This is a genomic window from Occallatibacter riparius, from assembly GCF_025264625.1.
Classification (GTDB): domain Bacteria; phylum Acidobacteriota; class Terriglobia; order Terriglobales; family Acidobacteriaceae; genus Telmatobacter; species Telmatobacter riparius.
Genome location: NZ_CP093313.1, coordinates 4,418,505 through 4,444,060, shown reverse-complemented (window position 1 = coordinate 4,444,060; position 25,556 = coordinate 4,418,505). Strand labels below are relative to the sequence as shown.

The window sequence follows — 25,556 nt, the reverse complement described above, 5'->3', positions numbered from 1 at the left end:
CCTTTTACCCCTATGCACAACCGTGACGAAAGCATCTCGACCACAGACTTCAGCCGGCTCTGCCAACTCATTTATGAGGAGGCCGGCATTGTGCTGGGTTCGCAAAAGAAGACGATGCTGGAAGGCCGTTTGCGCCGCCGGCTCAAGGCGCTGGAAATTCACTCTTACCGCGCCTACTGCGACTATCTCTTTTCCGACCGCGGTCAGAGGGAAGAGCTGGTGCACCTGGTCGATGTCGTCACCACGAATAAGACAGATTTCTTTCGCGAGCCCGCTCATTTTGAATTCCTCACCTCGCAAGCACTGCCTGAATGGGCGGCGCAGGAAAGCAATCGCAGGCCCTTCCTCATCTGGAGTGCAGGCTGTTCCACGGGGGAAGAACCATACACGCTGGCCATGGTGTTGAGCGAATATGCGCGCGCACATTCCGGGTTCTCTTTCAGGATTCTCGCCACCGACATCTCAACGGTGGTGCTGGAGAAGGCCGCCGGCGGCATCTACTCAACGGAAACAGTGCGGCCGGTGCCGCACGCGCTCAGGGTCAGATACTTCATGCGCGGCCGCGAGCCGGGCTCGACCCGTGTTCGCGTAGTGCCGGAGTTGCGCAGGACAATCGAGTTCCGCCGCCTGAACTTCATGGACTCGAGCTACGACATCCAGATCAAAGCCGACGCGATTTTCTGCCGCAATGTAATCATCTATTTCGATCGCCCCACGCAGCAAAGCATCTTGACAAAGCTCACCCAGCATTTGCGGCCGGAGAGTTATCTGTTCATGGGGCACTCCGAGACGCTGCACGAACTCGATCTGCCGGTGGACCCGGTTGCGCCCGCGCTCTACAGGAGGCTGCATGGCCGATTCTGACAGATCCACGTCTGAGATTTACGTGCAGCCGGGCGAGTCGCACCTGGTCGAAGGGCCCGCGATCCTGCGCACGTTGTTGGGCTCATGTGTGGGCATCACGTTTCTGGTGCCGAGGCTCGAGATTGGCGCGCTCTGTCATCCCATGTTGCCGCGGTGCCCTGCCGACAAAGTCCGGACGATCGACGTACACGCTGGCCGCCGCTATGTGGATTTTGCCATTCGTGAAATGGCCAGGCGGCTGGATTCCCATGGTGCAACCCGCGTTGAAACCATCGTCAAGATCTTTGGCGGAAACGACGTCCTGTCCGTTAATAGCGACGCATGCCGGCCGACCGTGGGGATGCTGAATCGCGATTCCGCGATACGCGTACTGGAAGAGGAAGGCTACAGCATTTCCGCATCGTGTCTCGGCCGCAGCACGGGGATGCACCTTACCTTTCACACGCAGACAGGAGAAGTTCTCGTCCGACGTCTGGACACAAGCGGATCACTTACGCCACAGAAAGCACTTCCGGACATTCGCCGTCACGGACGGACTCGCTGAGAGGGAGAACGCGGGTGATAACTGCAAAGCGGGTTCGAGTGTTGATCGTGGACGACTCGGCGGTGGTGAGACAGACATTGACTGAGATACTGTCGTCAGACCCGGAGATCGAAGTGATCGGATCGGCGGGAGATCCCTTTGCAGCGGCGGAGCGCATCAGCCAGCAGCTTCCCGATGTAATCACGCTCGATATCGAGATGCCGCGCATGGATGGGCTCACTTTTTTGCGGAAGCTGATGAGCCAGCACCCCATCCCCGTGGTGATCTGTTCCAGCCTCGCGGAAGAGGGGGCGCAGAGCACGCTGAAGGCGCTCGAGTATGGGGCGGTGGAGATTGTCACCAAGCCCAAGCTGGGAGCACGCCAGTTCTTCGAGGATTCGCGCACCAATCTATGCCAGACAATCAAGGCAGCAGCGTCTGCCCGGGTACGCACCTTGCGCGCCGCGCACGTGGTCGAGCCAAAGTTGACCGCCGATGCAGTCCTTTCCCCAGCCACGAGCGCGATGGTGAAGACCACGGAAAAGGTGATCGTTGTCGGTGCTTCCACTGGGGGCACGGAGGCGCTGAAAACATTGCTTGAAGCGCTGCCCGCCGACTCTCCCGCAATCGTGATCGTGCAACACATGCCTGAGTTGTTCACCCGGGCTTTCGCCAGCAGGCTCGATGGACTCTGTGCCGTATCTGTCAAAGAAGCCGAGACGAACGATACCGTCCTGCGTGGCCGCGTGCTGATCGCTCCAGGCAACCACCATCTGCTGCTCAAACGCAGCGGCGCACGATATTACGTTGAGATCAAAGACGGCCCCCTCGTGTGCCGTCATCGGCCCTCCGTCGACGTGCTGTTCCGTTCCGCGGCGCGCTATGCGGGGCAGAACGCAGTGGGTGTCATCATGACAGGAATGGGGGACGATGGTGCTCGTGGGATGCTGGAAATGAAACAAGCCGGTGCTTTCACCATCGCTCAGGATGAAGCAAGTTGCATTGTGTTCGGCATGCCCAAAGAAGCCATCAAGCTGAATGGCGTCTGCAAGGTTCTTCCTCTAACCGCGATCGCCGGCGCCATCCTGAACCATGCTCGATGATGTGGATCCTCTCACGCGGACTGTTCCGCTCGAGACTGGCCCTTGGCCTTGATTTCGAATCTTTCACACCGGTCTATGAATCTACAATCTCTGGGATCAAACCATAAAATAGCCGGTTGGCCATTTTGTGGTCGTCGCAACTGCAGCCTCAGGAACCCTCATGCGTATCGGTATCACGTGTTATCCCACCTACGGCGGATCGGGTGTCGTCGCCACGGAACTCGGTATTGAGCTGGCTGCCCTCGGGCATGAGGTTCACTTCATCTCTTACTCGCAGCCCTTCCGCCTCAACGGCCGCGACGGCGGAATCTTCTATCACGAGGTTCCCGTCTCGAACTATCCGCTGTTCGAGTTTCCACCGTATGACCTCGCCCTCGCCTCGCGGATGGCTGAAGTGGCAGAGTTCTACGAACTGGACCTGCTTCACGTGCACTACGCCATTCCGCATTCGGTGAGCGCGCTGCTCGCCCGGCAGATGCTCGCCGATCGCGGCCGCAAACTGCCCTTCGTTACCACGCTGCACGGCACGGACATCACCCTCGTGGGACTCGACCGCAGCTATCTTCCCATCACCCGCTACTCCATCCAGCAGAGCGACGGCGTCACCAGCATCTCGCAGTACTTGAAAGACAAGACCCTCTCAGCCTTCGGCATCACGCGCGACATCGCCGTCGTGCCCAACTTCGTCAACTGCAACGTCTACCAGCCCTACAAAGACGAATCGAAATGGGCTGCAGAGCGCGCGCGCTTTGCCAAGCCCGATGAAAAGCTTCTGATCCACCTGTCGAATTTCCGCCCCGTCAAGCGAGTAGTCGACGTAGTCAAGGTCTTTGCGCAGGTAGCCGCGCAGGTTCCGGCGCAGCTCATCCTCGTCGGCGACGGCCCCGATCGCTCCGCAGCCGAGTGGCTCGCCCACGACCTCAAAATCCACTCCAGGATCCACTTCCTCGGCAAGCAGGAACGCGTTAACGAGCTGCTCCCCCTGGCCGACCTGATGCTGATGCCTTCGGAGCTGGAGTCCTTCGGCCTCGCGGCGCTGGAAGCCATGGCCTGCAAGGTCCCGTCCATCGCCACTCGTGTTGGCGGCGTGCCTGAGCTCATCGATGATGGCGAAACTGGCCTTCTCTATTCCGTCGGCGCCGTCAACGAGATGGCAGCCGGAGCCCTCGCCCTGCTCACCAACCCCGACCGCCTGCAGACCATGCGCGACGCCGGCCGCAAAGCCGCGCAAAAGCGTTTCTGCACCACGCTCGTGATTCCCCAGTACGTCGAGTTCTACGAATCTCTGCTGGCCAAACGATAGGTGCCCGCTTTAGATCACCGCCACACCCGGCCCATCTTCCTCGATCCGGCCGACGCTCAAATCCGCATCACGCAAGAGTGCCGGCCTCAGCAGAAGCCAGCAGTAGAAGCCGCTCATCACCAGCAAAGCCAGCGGCACCGGCCTCCCCACAATCGCGTAAAGCAGCTTTCCGCCCAAGCCGGGCATTCGGTCGCGCAACCCATAGCTCACATGTCCGAAGAGTGGCAGCACCAGGTTCGAGCTGGCCAGCGCGGCAATGGAAGTAAACACTACCGCCAGCCTGCCGACGCGGTCTTTGCGCGCGGCAAGCATGGCACACGCCGGCAGCGCCAGAAGCAGCAGCCGCGTATCGTGCTGGCGATGATAGCCCGCGAGCATCGAAAGGGGCACGATAGTCGCAAGAGCGATCCAGGCGCGCGCAGGATCCGGCCGCGAACCCTTACTCTTCAGCGCCCAAAACACGATCAGCGGCACCAACACCAGATAAGCCACTCCGTTGTAAATGCGGGGATCGGTCCAGAACACGCCGGTCACAGTCTGCAGGCTCACGATCATCGATCCTGGCCACAAAGGATCAACCCTTGTTGCAAGCGGATTGTTGACTTGTTCCGGCCCCATCGTTGTCATCAGATTCTGACGCAGCTCGATCATCCAGTCAGGCGAGATCTGTGCGATCGAGATCGCAGCCCAGCACGCCACGGGAATCACGATGGCAAGAGTCTGCAATGCGCGGCGCCGCGACCTCCCGCCGATCAGCAGGAAATATAACCAGATAAAGCCAGCGTCCTGCGGCTTGATCAACAGAGCGATTGCCATACACGCTACGCCGATCGCAACATTCTTCTCGCGGACAAAACACCATGCCCCAATGGTAACGAGGCCAATCACCAGGCCCGCCGGATTGCCCACGAAAAGTAGCGCCTGGCTGCCCGAGAGCACAACGAATGTCAGAATCCCTGCAACGCGCGGGGACCACACGTATGCGAGATCCCACATCAGCCACGCTGCGAAGATCACGCTGACCGCCGTCAGAGCTGACCATAACACCTGCGCTGCTGTCCACGGCAACAACGCGAACGGCGCAAGCAGAACCACCGTGCTGGGCAGGTTAACGTAGATCGTGTCTACCTGACTCAGAATCGGATGATATCCCGGGTAAAGCGACTGATAGGCCCGCACCAGATTGGCCTGGCGGTAAGGGTCATGATGTTGCAGAAAAGCCTTGGATGCGGTGTAGAGCGCCTTGAAATCGCAGTTTTGCTGCCCCGGCATATTGTGAGCCAGCAAGCCGAGCAGTAGAAACAAAACCGCGCCCACGACGAAGTAGAACAGGGCACCCTTGCGCGACGGGGACAGAAGCTCCTCCCGGGGGGACTGAATCATGAGTGGTCTGACGTTGCAGTTAGCTTATCAGCCTAGCGATCTCCGGGTGCGTTGCGCATCGTCGCAATCAGCCCCGCATTCACCAGTGTCAGGCCAGCCAGCAGATAAAGTCCCGCAGTCTGCGAGTGAAACGCCCGATCGGCCCACACCTTCAGGTTGGGAGCGAAGAATCCGCCCAGGTTCCCTGCCCCAATCAGTGCGATCCCTCCGGCCGCGGCGCGCCCCGCAAGATAGCTCGTGGGGAATGTCCAGAAAACTGGCTGTACCGCGACAAATCCAGACGCTGCAACGGACAATGCGATAAGCCCAACGACCGGTCCGGCCGTCGGGAATACCAGGCTGGCCACCCCGGCAATGAGCAGCGTAAGCGCCGCAACTCGGCGATGATTGCAGCGCGCGTCAGCCGTGTGCGGAAGAAAGTAGACCGCCGCCAACGCGCAAATCCACGGAATCGCCGATACCAGTCCGACGATGAATCCCGCTGGCCGATGCAGCAACCCGGCGACCTCCGCAGGAAGATAGAAGACCACGCCGTAAGTGCTGGTCTGGATCAGCGCATAAATCAGCAGGAACCGAAGAACCCGCGGATCGCGCAGCATCGGCAGCAGTTCCACTGGCCCTGCCGAACGCCGCGCGTGCTCCTCGCTCGCCAGTTCCTCTACCAGCGCCCGCTTCTCGTCCCCCGGAAGCCACGCTGCCTCGACCGGCTTGTCCTCAAGCAGTGCAAACGCAGCAAAGCCGACGCCCACAGCCAGCAACCCTTCCACCAGAAACATCCATTGCCATCCCTGCAGTCCGCCGCGCCCGTGCAGGTCGAGCAGAAATCCCGACAGCGGTCCTCCCAGGATCAGCGCGAGCGGCACTCCCAGGTAAAACAAGCCCATCATCCGCCCCCGCACCCGATTCGGAAACCAGTACGTCAGGTACAGAATCACACCCGGGAAAAAGCCCGCCTCGGTCGCGCCCAGCAGCAGCCGCAGCGCATAGAACGACTCCGGCCCGGTGACGAACATCGTGCTTGTGCTCACCAGTCCCCACGCAATCAGCAGCGTGCTAAGCCATCGCCGCGCGCCAATCCGGTGCAGGATCAGATTGCTGGGAAATCCGCATGTCGAGTACGACAGAAAGAACAGTCCGGCACCCAGCGCGTAGATCTGCTCGGATATCCCCTCAGTTGCGGCCAGCGCCTGCTTGGCGAACGCCACATTGGCGCGATCCAGAAACGACACCACAAACATCAGCATCAGGAACGGAACCAGTCGCCGCAGTGCATGGCGGATCGCTCGGCTGGTTGCATCGGCGGGAACGAGAGCCTCGGGCATCGTGGAGCGTCAAGGTTACAGGCGGATAGGCAACGAGGTCCACTCAGTTTGTCAGCTATACAACGGGCTGATGTGTTTTAGCTCCGGCCTCCGCGAATTGCCGTTGGTAAAGTTCGGTATAAATCCCTGGCTCCGCCAATAGCGCAGCATGAGTTCCGCGTTGCACAATCCGCCCGTTCTGCACCACCAGAATCTCGTCGGCCTTCAGGATGGTCGAAAGCCGATGCGCGATCACGATCGAGGTGCGTCCCGCAAGCGCCGTTTCGAGCGCGCGCTGAATGGCCGCTTCCGACTCGGAATCGAGATGTGCCGTTGCCTCGTCGAGAATCACAATGTCCGGACCCTTCAGCAGCAGCCGGGCAATCGCGATGCGCTGCTTCTCGCCCCCCGAGAAGCGATAGCCGCGCTCCCCGACCATGGTGTCGAGCTTGTCGGGCAGTGACTCGACGAGTCCGAGAATCTGTGCGTCGCGCAGAGCCGCGTATATCTGCTGATCGCTCGCGTCAGGCTTGGCGTAGAGCAGGTTGGCGCGAATCGTATCGTGGAAGAGATGCGCGTCCTGCGTAACAACGCCAATGCGTCGGTTGAGCGACTCAAGCTTGAGCTCCCTGACATCGATGCCGCTGATCTGCACGGCCCCGCTTTGCGGATCGTAGAGGCGTGGCACAAGCTGCGTAATCGTCGTCTTTCCGGCGCCCGATGGGCCAACCAATGCCACGAACTGCCCCGGCTCAATGCGGAAACTGATTTCGTGGAGCACGGTGGTCTGGGGTCGCTTATCCGGAACCGCCACGGCCTCGAGTGAAGCCAGTGAAACCTCGGCCGCCGAAGGATACCGGAAGCTCACGCGGTCAAACTCGATGGAGGCAGGTCCCGCTGGAATCGGCAAAGCCCGCGGGTTCTCCTGAATCATCGGCTTCAGATCGAGCACTTCAAAGACGCGCTCGAACGAGACCAGCGCCGTCATGATGCTGACCTGTACGTTCGAAAGGCCGACAAGTGGAGCATAGAGCCGCGCCAGCAGCGCCGTAATCGCAACCACAGTGCCAACATCCAGAACGTGATGCACTGCGAGAACGCCCCCCCATCCATACGCGAGTGCCGATGCAACGGTGGCCACAACTGCTAGTGCGGTGAAGAAGAGCCGCCCGTAGATTGCCAGCTTGATGCTGATGTCGGAAACGCGCTGGGCTTTCTCGTTGAATACACGCGCGTCCTCTTCCGGCCGGCCAAACAGTTTCGACAACAACGCACCCGCTACATTGAACCGCTCCACCATCAGGTTGTTCATGTTTCCGGCGAGGTCGTACGTCTCGCGCGTAATGGCCTGCAGCTTGCGTCCCCAGTAGCGCGCCGGCAGCACAAAGATTGGAAGAAGTATCAGCGCACCCAGCGTGATGCGCCACGACAGAACGAACATCGCGCCCAGGATCAGCAGGACCGTGATCAGATTGCCCACCACATTCGACAGGATGTCAGTGAACGCAGTGCGTGCGCCCTGCACATCGGTATTAAGGCGGCTGACCAGAGCTCCTGTCTGCGTGCGGGTAAAGAATGCCAGTGGCATGCTCTGGATGTGCGCGAAGAGCCGATTGCGGATCGAGAGAACGATCTCCGCGCCAATCTTCGAAGCGAGAAAGGTCTGCGCAATGCCCAGTGCTCCGTCGAAAAGCCCCAGTCCTCCAACGATGATAGCGAGCCGAACGATGAGCGGCGCGTTGCCCTTGAGGATGCCCTCGTTGATGACCTCCCGATAGATCAGCGGATTCACAATCCCGATCGATGCATCGATGATCACAACGATGAGAAACAGCGCGAGCAGGCCGGTGTAAGGCAGCGCATAGGAAAGCATGCGCTTCGCCGTCCCCGGTTTCACTTTTTGCTTCACTACGGAAGGGTCCTGGCTCATTGTTCGCCAGGCGCTGATCATGCCCCCCATGAAGATGGCCCTCCGCCGCGCGAACTGCTTCGGCGCGGCATGGTCAGTGTAGCTTGTGCGGCGTCTTCAAAAGTCAATTCGCTAACTCGGTGAAACTGAGCGCTCGAAGATGGACTTGCTTAGACCATTGAAGTCAAGTCTTGAATCTTCCTTGGAATGCGCTGTATCGTCATCAGGACCAAGCTTCAGGAGTAACCCATGCCATCCCTGGGCCGAGAGATTCATGTCAAGTCATGGCTCGAGCTGGTTTCCGAGTTGCACTCGAGAGAGGTCGTTCAGCCGCGTCCCGAAGAAGGCAACCATCTCCGCTCTCCTTATGTTTTTCGCGGGGTCGACGTTGCCAGTTGGTCGCTGGACACAAGCCTGCAACGCATCTCGAAGCTCCCCACAACGCAACCCCAGGTCGTGGAGCGTTCTCTGCTGCGAAGCTTCAGAAAATATGCGAGTTCAGGAAGCTTCGATGAAAAATCGGAATGGTACATGCTCGCGGTCGGCCAGCATAACGGATTGCCGACCCGCTGCCTCGACTGGACAACATCCCCGCTCGTCGCAGCACACTTCGCATGCGGAGACGATAAGTACAAGAAGGACGACGGAGCAATCTGGAGTGTGGACGCATCTTTACTGCGAGGCGTGAATGAAGCCAGCAATCCTGGAGCAGAGTTTCCGGACCCTGGATGCGCTTGATTCCAGTGCTATCGATGGCGAGTTGATGCTGCTTTGGGAGCCTCCTTCGCTCGACATGCGGATCGCAAGTCAGTCCGGACTTCTATCGATCATGAACAATGGCGCTTCCTCCCACACTGCATTCCTGGAGAAGCACCTCAAGAGCAATCCGGGCCTGCTGCGTCGCATCATCATCGACGCTTCCGTAAAAGCAGAAGTCCGGGACATGCTTGATCAAAACAACGTATCGGAACGAACGCTCTTCCCGGGCTTGCCCGGCCTCTGTGCCTGGCTTAAGCGCTATTACGGGACGGCCTGGTAACCGCGCTGACAGGAACCGCGAGCCTTCTCTGCGGCGGTGAATACGCCACATAAGCACTGCCCTGCACGGTATAGGTCAGCGTAGCTTCCCGATCGGCGAGCGTTAGCCTCAGGATCGCGGTCACAATTTCTGCGTCGCGTACCACTGAATCGTGGGTGTATGATTTTGCGGTCCAACGACCTGTTCGAGCATTCCTGTTTCTATCTGGGGATCGCCGACATTCTTGCCTTGGTGGGAATATCCTCCTGCTTTCTGAGAAGGTGGCGGGAGCATTTACCGGCTCGCAGAGACCCGTTACAGGGTACGCCAGGTTTCTCCGCGGCGCACGCAGCGTCGAACTGTCCCACCGATAAATCAATGAAGCAAAGGAGCGTCTCATGGGATTCAAATCGTTTCTTTCCAGCGTCGTCCACGACGCCGGCCACGTGTTCTCTTTCCTCGGCAGCGCCCAGGGGCAGAGTACCATTTCGACGGTAGAAGGCGTGGCAACCGGCGTTGCCGCCGCCGTGAACCCGGCCACTGGCAGCCAACTGCAGAACGTTTCCTCCCTCATCAATCAGGGATTGCGTGAGGTCGTATCGGTCGAGTCTGCTGCGGCGCAGGCAGGCACGCAGAGCGGCACCGGCGCACAAAAAGCCGCTGCCGTAACCGCTGCTCTGGCTCCGAACATCTCTGCAGTGCTGAAGTCGCTTGGGGTCGCTCAACCCACGTCGGATCAGGTTCAAAGGGTTGGTCAGGCAGTTTCCACAGGCATCGTAGGGATCCTTAATGAGCTGCCGGCCAGCACGACAGCCGCCAGCACGGCAGCGGCCAGCACAACACCTGTCGCCGTGGCCACCCACTAGGCACCAGGAAAGCCCCTGTCACGACGACCTACCCAGCCGGAGACTCAGGGGCTTCCCAATCCGCTGCAACTCTCCCTCTGCCCGTCTAAGGCAGGCTGAAGGCTACGTACGCACTGCCCTGCGGCGTCTTTGAGTCCCGTGCCCCGCTCGCCCCGATCACCACATACTGCTTGCCGTCGATCGTGTAAGTGGCCGGCGTCGCGTTCCCCAGATACGGCAGCACCGTCTCCCACAGCAGCTTTCCATTTGACGAGTCAAACGCCCTGAACTTGCGGTCGTGATTCGTCGCCCCGATGAACAGAACCCCCGTCTCGGTCACAATCGGGCCGCCGTAATTCTCGCTGCCCGTGTCCTTCATCCCCTTTGCTACCAGTTCCGGAAATTCGCCCAGATTGATCTTCCACAGATAATTCCCCGTGTTCAGATCAATGGCACTCAGCGTCCCCCACGGTGGTGCAATCGCCGGATAGCCCTCCGAATCGAGAAACTTCTTGTACCCCGCGAACGTGTACTCCGGCACAGCTGATCCCGCATCCGCTGCATCGCTCATGTTCAGATACCGCAGCAGAGCGGCCAGTTCGCTTCCCTGCACCGGCTGCGCGGGCATGCGGCCCTTGCCGTGGTGGACCAGATCGGTAACCTGCTGCGCATTGAGGCGAGCGCCCACATCCGCCAGCGGTGGAAACGTAGGCGGATTTCCCTGCCTGTTCTCGCCATGGCACATCGCGCATCGGCGCGCGTACACCTTCGCGCCCTCCGGATCATCGGCGTGCGCACCGGCCTGCATTTCCTTCTTGTCTTCCGCCTGCGCCGGCGCAGTCCTCAAATAGTCGAGCAGATCCTTGAGCCTCTGCCCCGCCACATCCGGGAACCCCGGCATGCGTCCCTTGCCGCCCTGCACCGTGGCAGCGATCTTCTCCTCCGGCAGCCGCTTCGTCACATCCACAAGCGATGGAAAATCCGGCGGCGATCCCGCGCGATTCACGCCATGGCACACCGCGCACTGATCCGCATAAATCTTTTCGCCTGCGCTGTTTGTCTTGCCCGCAGCCTGCAGCCCACCAAGCCACGCCATTTCATTCGCGTTGATATAGATAACGTTGTGCACCGGATCCACCGCCGGCCCACCCCACTCCGCGCCGCCGTCAAACCCCGGCAGCACAACCGTCTCTTTCCCACCGGCAAGAAAGGGCACAAACTGCCCAGCCGACTGCATCTCCCGGAACTGCTGCACCGCCCACGCATGCGCCTCCGGCGTGCGCGTCGTCAGCATGTCTTCGGTCAGTTGCTGCCGCGCATACGGCTTCGGCCACTCCGGCAGCGGCTGCGTCTTCGCCGCCACCTCGCCCGGAACCGTGCTCGCTGGATACGCCTTCTCGCTCACCGGAAACAGCGGTTTGCCCGTCGCTCGATCGAGCACGTACAGCCACCCTTGCTTCGTCGGCTGCGCGACCGCCTCAATGGCCTTGCCATCCTTCTTCATCGTGAACAACGCCGGGGGCGTGGGAAAGTCGCGATCCCATATGTCGTGGTGCACGCCTTGAAAATGCCACAGCAGCTTGCCCGTCGCCGCATCCAGCGCAAGCAGGCAATTGGCATACAGATCGTCTCCCAGCCGATCGCCGCCGTAGAAATCCATCACTGCTGATCCAGTCGGAACAAACAGGATTCCCTTCTTCTCATCCAGTGTCATGCCCGCCCAGTTGTTCGCGGCTCCCGCAGTCTTATACGCATCCCTTGGCCAGGTCTTGTAGCCCGTCTCACCCGGCCGCGGGATCGTATGAAACACCCAACGCACCGCGCCCGTGTGCACGTCGAAGGCACGAATATCCCCCGGAGGCGCAGGATGCGTCTCAGGATCGCGTCCGCCCACGATGATCAGGTCCTTGTAGAGCACCCCCGGCGAAGTCAGCGCAATCGACTGATCCTGCCACGGCTCGCGCAGTCCTTTGCGCAGATCGATCCGTCCATTTTCCCCAAAGCTCGTAATGGGCTGCCCCGTTCCTGGATCGAGGCAATACAGGAAGTTCATCACTCCCGCGAACAGGCGCCTCTCCTTGCCGTCACTCCACAGGCTCAGTCCGCGCACCGGCTGATTGCCCTTGATGCCCGAATCGAATTTCCACTTCAACTTGCCCGTCGCTGCGTCCAGCGCGATCACCTTTTGCGTTGGCGTGTACCCATACAGAACCCCGTTCACCACCAGCGGATTCGTCTGAATCCCGCCGGGCTCCCCCGTGTCGTACACCCATGCCTGCCTGAGCTTCTGCACGTTCGCGCGCGTAATCTGCGTCAGCCGGGCATAGTGGTCGCCGTTCAGCCCACCGTTATAAGCAGCCCAGTCCGCATTTCCGCCAGCGCTTTTCTGCGCGGATGAATGAACAACAAGACCAGATACAAAAAGAAAGGCAAGGGCTGAGCGGGTCGCAGAGCGAGCAGGCATCGTACAGAAGATCTCCCGGGGACAGTTGGATTCCGCAAGCGATTGTTACATCCCCTGCGCAAAGGTGGGAAGCCAAACAGATCAAGCAGAGGGACGCCTCTGAACTTCAGCCGAAGGTGGCCGATAAAAAAGAAATGGCGGGATTCGGCAGCATAGCAACAGAACAGAATGTCGAAGAAGAACTGCGGCGCGTGGGATATCTGGCCCGGCAACCTATTCTCGACAGGCGCGGCGCTGTGTTCGGCTACGATCTGCTCTTTCACGCTCTGGTCCAAGCTCCCCCGGAGAGCGGCCTCTCCCACGCCTCGCGGGGCATGCTCGACGTGCTCTCCTTCTTCGGAATCGAGCGCTTCACCGGTGGCGCATGGGGATTCGTGCAGTGCGGCGCCGAGGCGCTCGAAGCCGCGCTCTTTGAAGGCCTGCCGCCGCACATGACCGTGCTCGCCATTCCTCGCTTTGACAGCGTACCCGCCTCGGTGGAACGCGAATGTATCCGCCTGAAGGAGATGGGCTTCCGTCTCGCCCTCAACGACTACTCGCTCGACGACCCGCGTGAGCCGCTGCTCAGCCTGGCGCATCACATTAAGGTCGACATCACCAACCTCGACTCGCCCGACTGGCACCTGTTGTGCAACCAGCTCTACCGCACCCACGCCACCGTGGTGGCCGACAACATCCATACTCACGATACGTATCGCAAGGCGCGCGCCGCGGGAGTGCAGTACTTCCAGGGCTTCTACTTTTGCCATCCAGAACTGTTTCCCAACGCCACCGTCCCCGCCGACCGGGCGCATCACATGCAGATCCTGCAGGAATTGTTCAAGGATCCGCTCGATCTCAAGACTTTGGTCCCGCTCGTCAGCCGCGACCCATCGCTCGTCTTCCGTGTGCTGCGGTTCGTCAATTCACCGCTCTGCGCGGTCCGAAATCCCGTAAAGTCCCTCGAGACGGCCCTTCTGATCCTCGGCGACAAGGTCTTTCGGCGCATCGCCACACTGGCCATTCAATGCGCTCTCAACCAGAATCAGTCCTCGGAACTCCTGCACATGGCGCAGACAAGGGCGCGGTTCTGCGCTGACGCCGCGAAGCTTGCCGGCCTCGATTCTGAAGAGATGTATTTGCTGGGAATGCTAAGCCTTCTGCCCGCCATGCTCCAGGTCCCCATGCACACCATTCTCCCTGGCCTGCCTCTGCGCAGGGAGATCTGCGATGCATTGGCCGGCGGCGCGGCGCGCGAGCGATGTCTGCTCTCCTGGCTTGAAGCGCTCGAAACCAACGACATCGCCGAATGCGAAGCCATCGCCGCCCAATACGGACTGAGCCCCGCTCTCATGGCCCAGACGTATATGAGCGCCCTGGAGGCTGTCATTACGGAATCGGCTGGAGAAGAGCGCAGTGAGCCGATGCCCGGCACACCGCGACCTCTGCAGCCGGCCCATCGCTGAACACTCCACTCGCCGGCGATCGTAACGTCGCTACTCAGCGAGCATTCCGATTCGTCCATCACTGCCGACAAAATCAAAGGCTCGAGGAAGCGATTCCCTCAAACGAAGGCTGGGTTGTTGGATCCAGCCTTCCGTACGAGAGAGCTCGCGGTGTGGAAACAGCAGGTGGTGCGGCGACCATGGCCGCTCCGAAAAGCCGCCGCTGAAGTCGCTCAATATCCGCCATATCCCGCTTGAAATCCTCTTCTGCTGTACGTCTAAGAATCTCCAGTTGCTCAGGTTCGAAGCTCATATTTTCACCTTTGCCACCGGCTATATTCGCCAGTGATTCTAGAGATTGACACGCTGTACACCCATAGTTAAGTACACGAAAGTGCATGGCACGCACCATTAGAAGGATCAACCACACCACACTGGAGACTGTCGGCTGGTTACCAACAGCGCGTCCCGAGCAGCACCGGAGTTTTACGGTGCCGTGACAGGAAGCCTGGACCTGAAGCTGAACATTGCCTGCCAGCGCAACTGACGGCCGCAGAAAGGACGGAAAGTAACCGCGGTTTGATGTCGGGCCTGAGGGCTGGAGTTGTTGAAGTCTTACAGGATCTGCGCTGGAGAGGTGCGGCCCTCAGGATCGCGCCGATATTTCCGTATCCCTGCCCAAACCAAAAAAAGGCCACCGATCGGAACCAAGGCAGCCCGCCACAGTGGCGGCACATCATGCAGCGCCGCAGGAAACTCGGAGATGAAGCCCATTCCAAGCAGCAGTGAGCCCGCGAGCCGCATCCGGCCCTTCGCTCTTGACCTGGGGATCAACATAGCGGCGGGCACGGAAACGGCAGCTAGGATGATCAACGACACGGGCACGATAGTCAGATTCATGACCCGATCTGCCTAACTGTTCCTGGCCGCCAGAAACCGCTCCATGAACTTCGTGTCGAACACGCCATGCCGGAAATCTTCATTCTGGAAGATTTCCTGGTGCAGCGGAATGCTCGTCTCGATCCCCTGCACCACGAACTGGCTCAGAGCGCGCTCCATCTTGGCGATCGCCTCGGCGCGGGTGTTGCCGTGCACGATCAGCTTTGCAATCAGCGAGTCGTAATACGGCGGCACCACGCCTTCCGCGTACTGCGCCGTATCCACCCGTACGCCGTTGAAGCCTGGCACATTGAACGCCGTGATCTTGCCGGCCGAAGGCGTGAACTTCACCGGATGCTCCGCATTGATGCGGCACTCGATCGCGTGGCCGCGTATCTCCAGCTTGGCTGGCAGTATATCGCTGAGTTTTTCGCCGCTAGCAATCCGCAGCTGCGCCTTCACCAGGTCAACGCCCGTGATGAGTTCCGTTACCGGGTGCTCCACCTGGATGCGCGTGTTCATCTCGATGAAGTAGATCGAGCCGTCCTCATCCATCAGGAACTCGATCGTGCCAGCGTTGTGATATCCGATCTCCGTAAGGCAGCGGCGCAGGGTGTGGTCGATCTCCTGGCGGATCTTCGGTGTCACCTGCAGCGACGGCGCTTCTTCAATCAGCTTCTGATGCCGCCGCTGAATCGAGCACTCGCGCTCAAACAGCGTAGCCACATTGCCGTGCTCATCGGCGAGCACCTGGAACTCAATGTGCCGCGGCCGCTCGATGAACTTCTCCATGTAAAGCTCGCCGTTGCCGAACGCGTTCGCAGCTTCGGTCGACGCGGAGTGATACAGGTTCGGCAGCTCTTCCGGCGTGCGCACAATGCGCATGCCCCGTCCGCCGCCGCCGGCCTTGGCCTTCAGGATGACGGGATATCCGACCTTCTTCGCCCAGTGCAGCGCGTCGGCCTCATCCGCAACTACTCCATCCGACCCAGGCAGAATCGGCACCTTGGCCTTCTTCATCGCCTGGCGGGCCTTTTCCTTTTCGCCCATCAGACGCGTCACCTCCGGCGGAGGCCCAATGAACTTGATGTTCGAAGCGCGGCAGACCTCGGCGAAGTTGGCGTTCTCGCTCAACAGCCCGTACCCCGGATGGATCGCGTCAACGTCGGCAATCTCCGCAGCGGAGATGACCGCGGGCACGTTGAGATAGCTGTCCGCCGGACGCGGCGGCCCAATGCAGATAGCCTCGTCGGCAAACCGGACGTGCAGCGAGTTGCGATCGGCCTCGCTATAGACAGCGACGGTGCGAACGCCCATTTCCTTGCAGGCGTTAATGACGCGTAATGCGATTTCGCCGCGATTGGCGATGAGTACCTTGCGAAACATTCTTATCCTTCAGCGGGACTTAGCGGAGTTAGCCATGGCGTACGTCGAAGAAGCGACTGCGGCGTCAGCCTGACTCGACTAACGCCGCTATCACGCTGACTACGCTGTCCTCACAGCAAACAGCGGCTGCCCAAACTCCACCGGCTGCCCGTTCGACACCAGCACCTTCACCACTTCACCCGATGCATCGGACTCAATCTCGTTCATCAGTTTCATGGCTTCTACGATGCAAATCACTTGGCCCTTTTCCACGCGGTCTCCAGGCGCAACAAACGGCGCGGAACCAGGAGACGGCGAGCCATAATACGTCCCGACGATGGGCGACTTGATGATGTGCAGCCCTGCGTCAGGATCAGCCGCAGGCGCAGCCGCCGGCGGCGCGGCAGCCGGCGCAGGGGCAGCCATGGTCATGGGAACAGGCGCAGCCATCATCGCCGGTGCACCGGCGATCACATGCGCAATAGGCGCAGGCACCTCGGGCTGCTTGAACTTGAGCCGAATCTTCTGGTCGCCCTGGTCCAGCTCGAATTCGGCCACCTGGTTCTCTTTGAGGAATTCGACCAGTTGCTTGAGATCATCAATATCTTCGGGTTTCATTCGTTCCTTAACTTTTCTCGCCCTTCGAGCGAGCGGAGAAAAACGCAATCAAAGTTCGATGAGGGTCTTCGGCGCCGGCGTCAGGATCTCGCCTCCATCGCGCGTTACGGCCACCATATCCTCAATGCGTATGCCGAACCGGCCCTCCAGATAAATGCCCGGTTCGATGGTCACTACCATGCCTGCCTGCAGGCGGGTAGTCTGATTCGCGCCGACACGCGGCGATTCGTGAATCTCAAGTCCCACTCCGTGGCCGGTGGAGTGGGTAAATGCCTCGGCAAGTCCCGCATTGCGGAGAACGCTTCGTGCGGCTTCATCCACATCGCCGCATATGGCGCCCGCGGTCACCGCCGCAACGGCTGCCTCCTGTGCCTCCAACACTGCCTGGTATGCCCTGCGTTCCTCTGGCCTGGGGCTGCCAAAGTAAACGGTACGCGTCATATCCGAGCAGTAGCCATCGTGGATTATACCGAAGTCCAGCGTGAGGAATCCGCGTCGCGGCAGACGCGCCTCAGTTGCGTGCCCATGCGGAAGGGCCGATCGTTGCCCTGAAGCAACTATCGTGTCGAACGACATCCCCTCCGCGCCAACCAGGCGCGCTTGGTGCTCGAGTTCCGCTGCCACTTCGATCTCCCTAAGTCCCGGCCGCAAATATCCCAGCATGTGATCGAAGAGCTGGCACCCCAGCAGAGCGGCCTCGCTCATGATCCGCAGTTCGTCTTCATCCTTCACAAGCCGCAGCGGCTCCACCAGCGGCGCAGCAATCGGCGTGAGGAAATTGCGCCTGAGCTTCGCGGGCAGTGCGGCCTTCCAGCGCTGCAGATCGGCCACGGTCGTGTGAACCGGGTCGAACCCAGCGAACTGCTCCGGTTGCGACGCTCCCTGGCTCGCGAGTTGCGCGGCCAGCCACTCCACGGCGGTTATCGCTGGAGCGCGCGTGACAATCTCCACTTGCGCTCCCGCAACCTCGGCTTTCGCTTGAGCAATGTAGCGTCCGTCTGTGAACATGCGCGCCGTGCGTCGGGTAATTGCCAGGGCAGCGCTGGAGCCGGTAAACCCGCAAAGGTATCTGAGATCGGGAAGATGAGTGACCAGGAGCCCCGAAAGTCCGGTCCGAGTCAGCTTGCGGCGCAATGCGCCAATGCGACGTAAGTGCTCCACCCGTCTAGTTTTATCATGCTGCGGCGCACCCGCGCAGGCGCACAAGCACCCCTGCCCGGTGGTACCGGCAACAGCGCAGCCCTGCGCTTTTTCAATGATGAAACAGATCTGGGGACCGTTCCGAGATCCGAACCCAAAATCGGATATCCGCCGGGCTATCAATCAGGCGGCCTTCTTGTCCTTCGATCGAGACTTTCGCCGTGTAAGCCAGAGCGGCCGGAACTGCCTGCGCGAGCAGGTGTGACAGCGAACCGGACGCAATAGCAGCAACATTGGCACTACATCGTAAACGCGAGGACCAGAGCGATGAAGGTCCGAAGAGAAACAATAACGGCACTGAATTTCCATCGAGTCTCCTTTCGCAGCAGAGGAACGAAGGACTGAAAGGACCCCAATGTCTATCCGACCTGAACTACGTCGGTCTTATGAGCGTAGCGCTTCCCTGTTAAAGCTGCAAAAAACATCACGCCATCTTCATGCGGCTTCAATTCAGATGATGAGAACCACACCGCCGCGAGGTGATGCATGGCATATCTACAGGATCCTAAACAAGACCCGGACCACCACTCACACGAAGGTCACAGATTATTGGATATGACAGCCATCGGTGAGTTGCGTCGAACCTTGCTCTGTCTCGACTGCAAAACTAAATTCGTAGAGCCCGCTCCCCTGCGCGACCGCGCCTGGATGGAAACGGCCATGTGAACCGGTAGGGCTACTTGCTTATCAGCCAATCATGCGCGGCCTGCATCTCACCGGCCTCGAAGTAGCGCGTCGTCGGATGCGCAAAGGGCTTCACTGCGGCTTCCAGCGCCTGTTGCCACTTCTTCGCTCCCACCACCGCCAAACGCTCAACCTTGGAGAGGTACTCGAGGTCGAACTTGGCCTCCTGCCACAACGCCCCTACTGAATCCCATCCATGAAACTCCGTCACATCGAAAAGCATGCGCAGCTTCCCGCGGTCGTGCAAAAATAGCTCAAAATCCTTCCTGAACTGGATGAGTTCATCCTTTGTGAGCTTGCCCGTCGCCCGAACTACCATGTGATTGGCTGCAGATCCATCGGTTTGAATTGGCAATGTGAGGCCCTCCTCCCTCCCCTTGGATGCGAACGAAGACGAGAACCGATTTACGCAAGTTGGAAGTGGAATGGCCCTCTACCCCGCCGCCGACCCGCACTGCTCCCGAAACCGGCTCTCCGGCGCCAGCTTCATCAGCACCTGGCAGTCGCAGTGCGCTCCCTGGGCGCGAAAGAAATTCAGAATCCGCTCGATATCGTAGAGATCCACCGGCAGTTCGCGCAGAATGGCTATCGACCCCACGAACCGATGAATACACTCTGTCCGCGGCTGAGCGGGATCAGCCGGACAAAGGCGGTCATCAAGCTGTGCGAAATAACCGGCGCGCGCCAGGTCGGCAACAATGTCATCACCGATTTGTAGAAAGAGTCCGAGGTTCTGTTCGTCCATGCGGGCAGCGCTGTCTACCTTCTAGTCTCGCCGCCTGTTGGGCAAAGTGGAAGTCTTCGAACCTTAATTCAATCTCCCGCCGCCTTGGGCGGTTTCTTCTGCTCCGGCTGCACGTCCACTGCGCCGGACTGGATCTCCGACTGCCGGTCCATCCACTCATCCAGCCGGCTGCGCTTGAACCTCCAGCGGTTCCCCAGCTTGAATGCCGGCACAAAGCCCTCGGAAGCGTATTTGTACAGAGTGTCGGGCGAAATCCCCAAATAATCAGAGGCTTGGCGGATATCCATCACCTCACGCACCTCGGGGACAAGAAGGTTAGACCGGGCTATACGCATAAGTGTGCCTCCGATATGAGCGAGAGATTCCGGCAGATCTGCCGGTGTTCTTGTGTATAACGCGGTTTTGCCGGGAGTTCAAGGGCTTTCGGGTTTTTTCCGGGTCCGGCCCACTCTCCGTACTGACATCGCGCTTCTCGCACGCAAGCCGTGGGGCCCCGAGCCGGCCAGAGCACAAGCAATGGGTCGGTAATGGTTATGGTGCCGGGTCCGAGGCTAGGCTCGGACCGAGCCCCGAAAGCTCTCCCGCAAAATGACGACGAATTGACCGCTCTGAAACCGTCCTGTAACACCTGCCCGTCTCCCCGGCCCCTATATTTCGGCAGACGGGAACAGTCCGATCTCCCCGCCTCTCTACCCGGAGTTCCGTCCTGAACTCTTCTCTTCTTGCCTTGTGCTCAACCCTTCGCAGTCACCCGCATTTCAGCCAGCGGCACCTGCGCAGACTCTGCTCCCTGAACCTGACTACAACTTCGCCCCCCTGGCGATTGCAACCCCTTTTTAACGAGGAGAATACGATGAAGAGATTCCCCGCAAATCGATCCCAACCTGTTCTTCCCCATCCCCGGCCACAGCGGTACCAACGGCCTGTCACCGGCGACGCTGATCTCAAATCAGTTGCACTCCGCCATGCCTCCGTCAGAAGATCCGAATGGCTCCGGCATCGGTTCCACTGAAGACGACGTCTCGCTGCTCTGGCTGACCAACCCCTCTTACACCCCGCAGGCGGTCTCGTTGCTGGAGGCGAACAAGCAGGCCATCGGAGCAGGCCAGATCTTCTACGGCCCCACCGTCGCCCTCAACTACAACACCCCGGGGCTGCCCCCCAGCGGCGACCCGCGCACCCCGGACATCATCGTCACGCCGAACGTGGGCGTGATCTACACCGGCAGCACCAAGAAGCAGGAGGAACACGGCGGTTTCGCGCACGATGACACCAACGTGATGTTGCTGCTCTCGAATCCGGAGTTCAAGGCGAAGACGGTCTATAGCGAGGTCGGTACCCTCCAGGTCGCGCCTACCATCCTGAAGGCTCTGGGCCTCGATCCCTGGCAGCTCGACGGCGTGCGGACCGAAGGCACGCAGTCTCTCCCCGCAGTCCAGTTCGAGTTTTGAGCGCCTCGACCACCTCTGAACGGAACAAGCCCGCGGCGCGAACGAAAGATCAAGGCCGGGGGCCACTCACTACGGAAATCACAGAAATGTACTGGATCGCAACCAGCCCGGCTAGAGCTGCTTGCGCCACCAGGCCGTCTGCTCGCTTGAAAGGTAGTGTGTTTTGTCGCCCCGGGCCAAATAGAAATCCAGAACCGAGTTCCCGTCGTAGGTCGAGCAATCCGGCCAGCTGTTGTCCTTGTAGAGGTGGGTCGACTTCTGCTTCGGATCGACCATCGTGATCTCCGTGTCACTGCACTGGATCACGTGCTGGGCCTTCAGCCAGAAGGTGGTGCCCGGCGGCGGCGCCGGCGGCACCTGATTGGCAATCTTGGTCAGCAGCAGAATAAATACAAAGACAGCAACCGCCAGCGCTATTTTTTTCATAGAGATAGCCCGTCCAACTACCCTCGCGCCCCCTTGTCCAGAGATATAGCCGCACGATCATCGGCGGCCAGAGAGAGATTTCCCGGAGGGTCTAATGAACAGACTACCCTCTGCGAAAACCGGGCACAAGCGAAAGTTGACCGCGTGCAAAGCGGGCGAGCCCGATTCGGCTCGCCCGCTTCTTGAACGTTATGACTTGGAGTTACTGCTGCTGGTCCTCGCGACGATGCAGCGTCGGCCGATCGTCCCCGCTGTCACTTCCCTGCGCGTTCGGATCGCTGCTGGTGCTCGCCCGGCGCAGCGAGGGCTTGTTCTTGTCTTTGGTGTCGGTCAGACGGCGCTTGTTCTCGATCCGCGCCAGCCGAGCCTTCACGTCGTCGAACTCCGAGGTCGTAACTGTGTATTCGTCCTTCGCCGGCAAGATGCGCGCGATCTCCTCCTGCGAGTGCAGGATACGGTCCGGAGTTTGCGGGTGGTCGGAGAACGCCTTGGCCACCAGGCCCGGCTTGCGTTTCTCCAGCGCCTGTACCTTTTCAAAGAAGCTGATAAACGCCTGCGGATCGTACCCGGCGCGATACATGTACTGCACGCCCAGGTAATCGGCCTCGGCCTCGAAGTCGCGGCTGAACTTCAGGAACGCAATTGGAATCGCGAGTTGTGTGGCCTCGTAAATGCCGTATCCGGTCCACGTGTACGGCAGCATGATCATCAACGGCACCATGCCGATCTGCGTGTAGTTCATGCGGGTCATTTCGCGTGCCGCATGGTGCGCGCAGACGTGAGCAACTTCGTGAGCCATCACGCCGGCCATCTCGGCTTCCTCATCGGCGTTCAGAATCAGCCCGGAGTTGACATAGAAGAACCCGCCCGGCAGCGCCATGGCGTTGATCTCATCGGAATCGATGATCTTGATCGTGAACGGAACCTTGCAGTCGGAATTCTTGACGATGTTCTGTCCCACGCGGTTCACATATTCCGTGATCACCGGGTCGGTGATGAACTTCGTGCTCTTCTCGATCTCGGAGGCATAGCCCTTGCCCATCTTGATCTCCGAGTCCGTCGAGTACCAGTTGCCCATGCCGCGGCCGCCGATCTCGCGATTGCCCACAGCATTGACGTCTTCCTTGCTGCCCGGCTTCACATTTTGCTTCTCGCTGCCGACTTCAACCACCTTGTCGGGATCGACCTTCACGTTCTCGTCGGAATCCTTGGCTGAGGCTTCGTCCTTGTCGCCTTTGTTCTTCTTGTTGTGCTTATCTTTCTTGTCGGCTTTCGTGTCAGGCGGAGGCGCCGGAACGTCACCGGCAACCGGCTGCGTCCCCGGGGCGGGCTTGTCAGCGGTGGTGCTGGCCGGCTGCTGCTGGCTTTGGCTGTCGCCGGTCTGCGCCGCGGGCTGCTGGGCGCTGGGCTGTTGGGCGGCTGGCTGCTGCGCAGCGGGAGCCTGCTGCTTGTCGGTTTGCTGGTCAGACGGAGGTGCGGACTGCGACCAGACGGCTGTCGTCAACGCAAGGGCAAGCCCGGCGACCGTTCCCGCCCACCTCGGGGACCTGTTAAGACCAGTCGTCATACCCTCACCTCCGCATACGAATCTATGCATTCCGCTTCGCTCGAACTGTTAGACGCTAGTATGTGCTCGTTCGGCACCCGTAAGGAAGAATAATTCCAATCAGGACCAGGCACCAGAGACGCGGGACCAGAAGGCCGATGGGACGGTCACAAAGCGCGCGGCATCCGATCGGCTGAAAATTAACAAATGAACCACCAACCGCAGCTGATTCTTTGGAGCTTGCCAGCTTCTGCATTAAAGTGGAGTCCACGGGTAAATCAGGGGGTTAGGTGCGCCGAGGACTTGTGATCGTGGCTTTGGCGATGGTCTGCGGAACTGTGCTGGGACTCGCCCAGCCACCGCAGCCGCGTCCCCGCAACCCAATCGCTAGATTGCTGACCCCGCACGGCCACGCGGCTCCCCCGACCGCTGTTCCGGAGCCCGCCGAAAGCACATCAGACGCAATCTTCGACGCGACCGCGATGGGTTCTCCTGCGGTGCTCGATAAGGGCTGGCGGGTCGGGATCACCTCCAACCAGGACGCCGCCCAGCCCGATTTCGACGACTCCACCTGGAAGGTGCGGGATGCCAAAGATGCCATAGCGGACGTCCCCGACGAAGACCGCCCCGCTGCCCCTCCGCCTCCGCCAGGGTCAGTCGATCCAAAGCAGGAACCTCCCGACCCCGATTACAATGACCGCCGCGGGCCAGGCCACAAGCGGCCCTGGGTGTGGTTCCGGATGCACATTAAATTGGCGCCGAACCACGGACCCCTGGCTCTCCTGGTGGAACTGCCCGTCTCCCACAGCACCAACGTGAACATCGGAGGAGCGGAGAGCCTCACACCGGATATCTACGCGAACGGAAAGCTTATCCAGGCGCAGGGAGCGCACAACGACCATCCCGAACGCTACCAGTCAATCTCGCGCATGTATGTGCTCGATGTGCCCTCTTCCCAGACGAACCTGGTGCTGGTGGTTCGGAGCATCTATGTCCCGGTCGGGTGGAAGACATACACCGCGTTTTTCGCGAACCGTACATTCCACCTGGGCGCGTTGGCCGATCTCAACGAACAGCTCGAGCTCTGGACGAACCACAGTCTGTTCGAGCGCCTCCCGCGCCTGGTAATTTCAATCCTGCTCGTTGTCCTGGGCCTGTTCCTCCTGGCGCTCTATTTCACCCAGAAGGGGCACACGGAGTATCTGTGGCTCGGACTGCACGAACTGGCACAGGCTCCGATAGCCTTCTTCGAACTGGCCGGAAGCTCTGCCCGCCTCGATCTAATCCGCTACGGCTCGTACACGCTGCAGATGGTGCTGATCTCGGCCTATCTATATTTCGAGTTCCTGATATCGCTGCTGGATTTGAGGCGACGCTGGGAGAACAAGCGCAAGCGCGTCATTATCCCGATCATGCGGTACACCGCGCCGGTTCTGGCGGTGGTGGGCCCGTCGCTGCTGGTGGTCGACCGCAGCACCGTGTTTGTCATCATTTTTGTCGTCAGCGTGATCGCCAGCATCGCCTGGATCATCGGCTGGCTGCTGTTCTCCTTCATCACTCTGATCGCTGCAACGGCGCGCCGCAACTTTGAGGCTGGGCTGCTGCTGCTCCCTCTTGTGTTGGAATTCGTTGGCGTCCTTGAGCCGGTCTTCTCAAGCAACATGGCCGACTGGACCGGCCGCAACTACCAGTCGCCGCTGACTATGATGGCGGGGCCGATTCCGATTCACTTCGCTACCGTGGCCGATTTCATCGGCCTGCTCTCCATCGTCGTCATCATCTTCTTCCGTTTCCTGCGCATTCAGCGCGACCGCGAACGCGCCTCGAGCGAGTTGGCCGCGGCCCGCAATGTGCAGGAACTCCTCATACCCCAGGAGAAGCTCGACACGCCCGGATTCGAAATCGATTCCGTCTACAATCCGGCAGCCGAGGTCGGCGGCGACTTCTACCACGTCGAGCCCACCGCTGAAGGTGGCCTGCTCGTGGTCATCGGCGACGTAGCCGGCAAAGGCCTGAAAGCTGCAATGAATGTTTCGATGGTGATGGGCGCACTGCGTCGCAGTGCGGAGCGCAGCCCGTCGAAAATCCTGGAATCGCTCAACCGCGTTCTCGCGGGCAGCGACGGAATCACCACCTGCCAGGCGGTGTGGTTCGCGGCCAACGGCGAAGTGGTGATGGCGAATGCCGGCCACCTGCCGCCTTATCTGAATACGCAGGAAGTCAACCTGCCGGGAGGCCTGCCTCTGGGCGTTCTGCCCGAGGTGAGCTACCCCGAAGTGCGTCTCTACCTGCATCCAGGCGACCGCCTGCTCCTGATGTCCGACGGCGTCGTTGAGGCTCGCCAAAGCTCGGGCGAACTGTTCGGATTCGACCGCGTCCATAACCTCAGCAATCAATCGGCGTTCTATATTGCCGACGCGGCGAAGTCCTTCGGGCAAGAGGACGACATTACCGTGTTGGCAGTGCGGCGTATGGCGGCGGCCGTCGCGGCATAGATTCAAAAAT

Annotated in this window: 23 protein-coding genes; 10 read left to right on the top strand and 13 right to left on the bottom strand. The window is 60.1% G+C overall.

Features of this window, described 5'->3' with window-relative positions; genetic code table 11:
• The first annotated feature begins 12 nt into the window (after positions 1-12).
• The 4 genes from MOP44_RS18015 (at position 13) to bshA (ending at position 3,793) form a co-directional block, all read left to right on the top strand.
• Positions 13-864: a CheR family methyltransferase gene (locus MOP44_RS18015; RefSeq protein ID WP_260791638.1), complete on the top strand. Its 852-nt coding sequence runs from the start codon at positions 13-15 to the stop codon at positions 862-864.
• A complete protein-coding gene (locus MOP44_RS18010) occupies positions 851-1,408 on the top strand; it encodes a chemotaxis protein CheD (RefSeq protein ID WP_260791637.1) in 558 nt (185 codons plus the stop codon). Before MOP44_RS18015 ends, MOP44_RS18010 begins: the two co-directional genes overlap by 14 nt.
• A gap of 14 nt (positions 1,409-1,422) precedes the next feature.
• Positions 1,423-2,490, top strand: a complete 1,068-nt coding sequence (locus MOP44_RS18005; RefSeq protein WP_260791636.1) for a protein-glutamate methylesterase/protein-glutamine glutaminase — start codon at positions 1,423-1,425, stop codon at positions 2,488-2,490.
• Between the two features lie 160 nt (positions 2,491-2,650).
• Positions 2,651-3,793: an N-acetyl-alpha-D-glucosaminyl L-malate synthase BshA gene (gene bshA / locus MOP44_RS18000; protein ID WP_260791635.1), complete on the top strand. Its 1,143-nt coding sequence runs from the start codon at positions 2,651-2,653 to the stop codon at positions 3,791-3,793.
• A gap of 9 nt (positions 3,794-3,802) precedes the next feature.
• On the opposite strand, the gene MOP44_RS17995 is transcribed toward bshA, so the two are convergent.
• The 3 genes from MOP44_RS17995 to MOP44_RS17985 are packed head-to-tail and all read right to left on the bottom strand — an operon-like array spanning position 3,803 to position 8,386.
• Positions 3,803-5,176 (bottom strand): glycosyltransferase family 87 protein, encoded by a 1,374-nt coding sequence (locus tag MOP44_RS17995; RefSeq protein ID WP_260791634.1) that lies wholly within the window; start codon positions 5,174-5,176, stop codon positions 3,803-3,805.
• A 32-nt stretch (positions 5,177-5,208) separates the two neighbouring features.
• Positions 5,209-6,498 (bottom strand): MFS transporter, encoded by a 1,290-nt coding sequence (locus MOP44_RS17990; RefSeq protein WP_260791633.1) that lies wholly within the window; start codon positions 6,496-6,498, stop codon positions 5,209-5,211.
• Between the two features lie 55 nt (positions 6,499-6,553).
• Positions 6,554-8,386 carry an ABC transporter ATP-binding protein gene (locus MOP44_RS17985; RefSeq protein WP_260791632.1) on the bottom strand — a complete coding sequence of 611 codons (1,833 nt, stop codon included), beginning with the start codon at positions 8,384-8,386 and terminating at the stop codon, positions 6,554-6,556.
• Positions 8,387-8,635: 249 nt separating this feature from the next.
• Between MOP44_RS17985 and MOP44_RS28130 the strand changes: the two genes are divergently transcribed.
• From MOP44_RS28130 to MOP44_RS17975, 3 genes are all read left to right on the top strand, one after another.
• Positions 8,636-9,124 (top strand): FRG domain-containing protein, encoded by a 489-nt coding sequence (locus tag MOP44_RS28130; protein WP_390905444.1) that lies wholly within the window; start codon positions 8,636-8,638, stop codon positions 9,122-9,124.
• A complete protein-coding gene (locus MOP44_RS17980; RefSeq protein WP_260791631.1) occupies positions 9,075-9,425 on the top strand; it encodes a hypothetical protein in 351 nt (116 codons plus the stop codon). Before MOP44_RS28130 ends, MOP44_RS17980 begins: the two co-directional genes overlap by 50 nt.
• A gap of 377 nt (positions 9,426-9,802) precedes the next feature.
• Positions 9,803-10,270 carry a hypothetical protein gene (locus tag MOP44_RS17975; RefSeq protein WP_260791630.1) on the top strand — a complete coding sequence of 156 codons (468 nt, stop codon included), beginning with the start codon at positions 9,803-9,805 and terminating at the stop codon, positions 10,268-10,270.
• Positions 10,271-10,355: 85 nt separating this feature from the next.
• On the opposite strand, the gene MOP44_RS17970 is transcribed toward MOP44_RS17975, so the two are convergent.
• Positions 10,356-12,713 (bottom strand): c-type cytochrome, encoded by a 2,358-nt coding sequence (locus MOP44_RS17970; RefSeq protein WP_260791629.1) that lies wholly within the window; start codon positions 12,711-12,713, stop codon positions 10,356-10,358.
• A 116-nt stretch (positions 12,714-12,829) separates the two neighbouring features.
• Here MOP44_RS17970 and MOP44_RS17965 point away from each other — a divergent pair, with 116 nt between their 5' ends.
• The gene (locus MOP44_RS17965) at positions 12,830-14,158 is read left to right on the top strand and encodes an EAL and HDOD domain-containing protein (RefSeq protein ID WP_260791628.1); all 1,329 of its coding nucleotides are present in this window, start codon (positions 12,830-12,832) and stop codon (positions 14,156-14,158) included.
• A gap of 594 nt (positions 14,159-14,752) precedes the next feature.
• Here MOP44_RS17965 and MOP44_RS17960 read toward each other — a convergent pair.
• The 7 genes from MOP44_RS17960 to MOP44_RS17930 form a co-directional block, all read right to left on the bottom strand.
• Positions 14,753-15,037, bottom strand: a complete 285-nt coding sequence (locus MOP44_RS17960; RefSeq protein ID WP_260791627.1) for an LptF/LptG permease family protein — start codon at positions 15,035-15,037, stop codon at positions 14,753-14,755.
• A 12-nt stretch (positions 15,038-15,049) separates the two neighbouring features.
• Positions 15,050-16,402, bottom strand: coding sequence for an acetyl-CoA carboxylase biotin carboxylase subunit (gene accC, locus MOP44_RS17955; RefSeq protein ID WP_260791626.1), 1,353 nt, complete (start codon positions 16,400-16,402; stop codon positions 15,050-15,052).
• Between the two features lie 99 nt (positions 16,403-16,501).
• Positions 16,502-16,999, bottom strand: coding sequence for an acetyl-CoA carboxylase biotin carboxyl carrier protein (accB, locus tag MOP44_RS17950; RefSeq protein WP_260791625.1), 498 nt, complete (start codon positions 16,997-16,999; stop codon positions 16,502-16,504).
• A 48-nt stretch (positions 17,000-17,047) separates the two neighbouring features.
• Positions 17,048-18,160, bottom strand: coding sequence for a M24 family metallopeptidase (locus MOP44_RS17945; RefSeq protein ID WP_260791624.1), 1,113 nt, complete (start codon positions 18,158-18,160; stop codon positions 17,048-17,050).
• Positions 18,161-18,875: 715 nt separating this feature from the next.
• Positions 18,876-19,238, bottom strand: a complete 363-nt coding sequence (locus MOP44_RS17940) for a SpoIIAA family protein (protein ID WP_260791623.1) — start codon at positions 19,236-19,238, stop codon at positions 18,876-18,878.
• 78 nt (positions 19,239-19,316) lie between these two features.
• A complete protein-coding gene (locus MOP44_RS17935; RefSeq protein WP_260791622.1) occupies positions 19,317-19,628 on the bottom strand; it encodes a hypothetical protein in 312 nt (103 codons plus the stop codon).
• A 68-nt stretch (positions 19,629-19,696) separates the two neighbouring features.
• Positions 19,697-19,963: a helix-turn-helix domain-containing protein gene (locus MOP44_RS17930; protein WP_260791621.1), complete on the bottom strand. Its 267-nt coding sequence runs from the start codon at positions 19,961-19,963 to the stop codon at positions 19,697-19,699.
• 630 nt (positions 19,964-20,593) lie between these two features.
• Here MOP44_RS17930 and MOP44_RS17925 point away from each other — a divergent pair.
• Positions 20,594-21,079, top strand: a complete 486-nt coding sequence (locus tag MOP44_RS17925; RefSeq protein ID WP_260791620.1) for a hypothetical protein — start codon at positions 20,594-20,596, stop codon at positions 21,077-21,079.
• A 111-nt stretch (positions 21,080-21,190) separates the two neighbouring features.
• Here the strand turns inward: MOP44_RS17925 and MOP44_RS17920 are convergent, their stop codons facing one another.
• Positions 21,191-21,505 carry a hypothetical protein gene (locus MOP44_RS17920; RefSeq protein WP_260791619.1) on the bottom strand — a complete coding sequence of 105 codons (315 nt, stop codon included), beginning with the start codon at positions 21,503-21,505 and terminating at the stop codon, positions 21,191-21,193.
• Positions 21,506-21,707: 202 nt separating this feature from the next.
• Positions 21,708-23,072: a M48 family metallopeptidase gene (locus tag MOP44_RS17915; RefSeq protein WP_260791618.1), complete on the bottom strand. Its 1,365-nt coding sequence runs from the start codon at positions 23,070-23,072 to the stop codon at positions 21,708-21,710.
• Positions 23,073-23,341: 269 nt separating this feature from the next.
• Between MOP44_RS17915 and MOP44_RS17910 the strand changes: the two genes are divergently transcribed.
• Positions 23,342-25,546, top strand: coding sequence for a PP2C family protein-serine/threonine phosphatase (locus MOP44_RS17910; protein WP_260791617.1), 2,205 nt, complete (start codon positions 23,342-23,344; stop codon positions 25,544-25,546).
• The last annotated feature ends 10 nt before the right edge of the window (positions 25,547-25,556 follow it).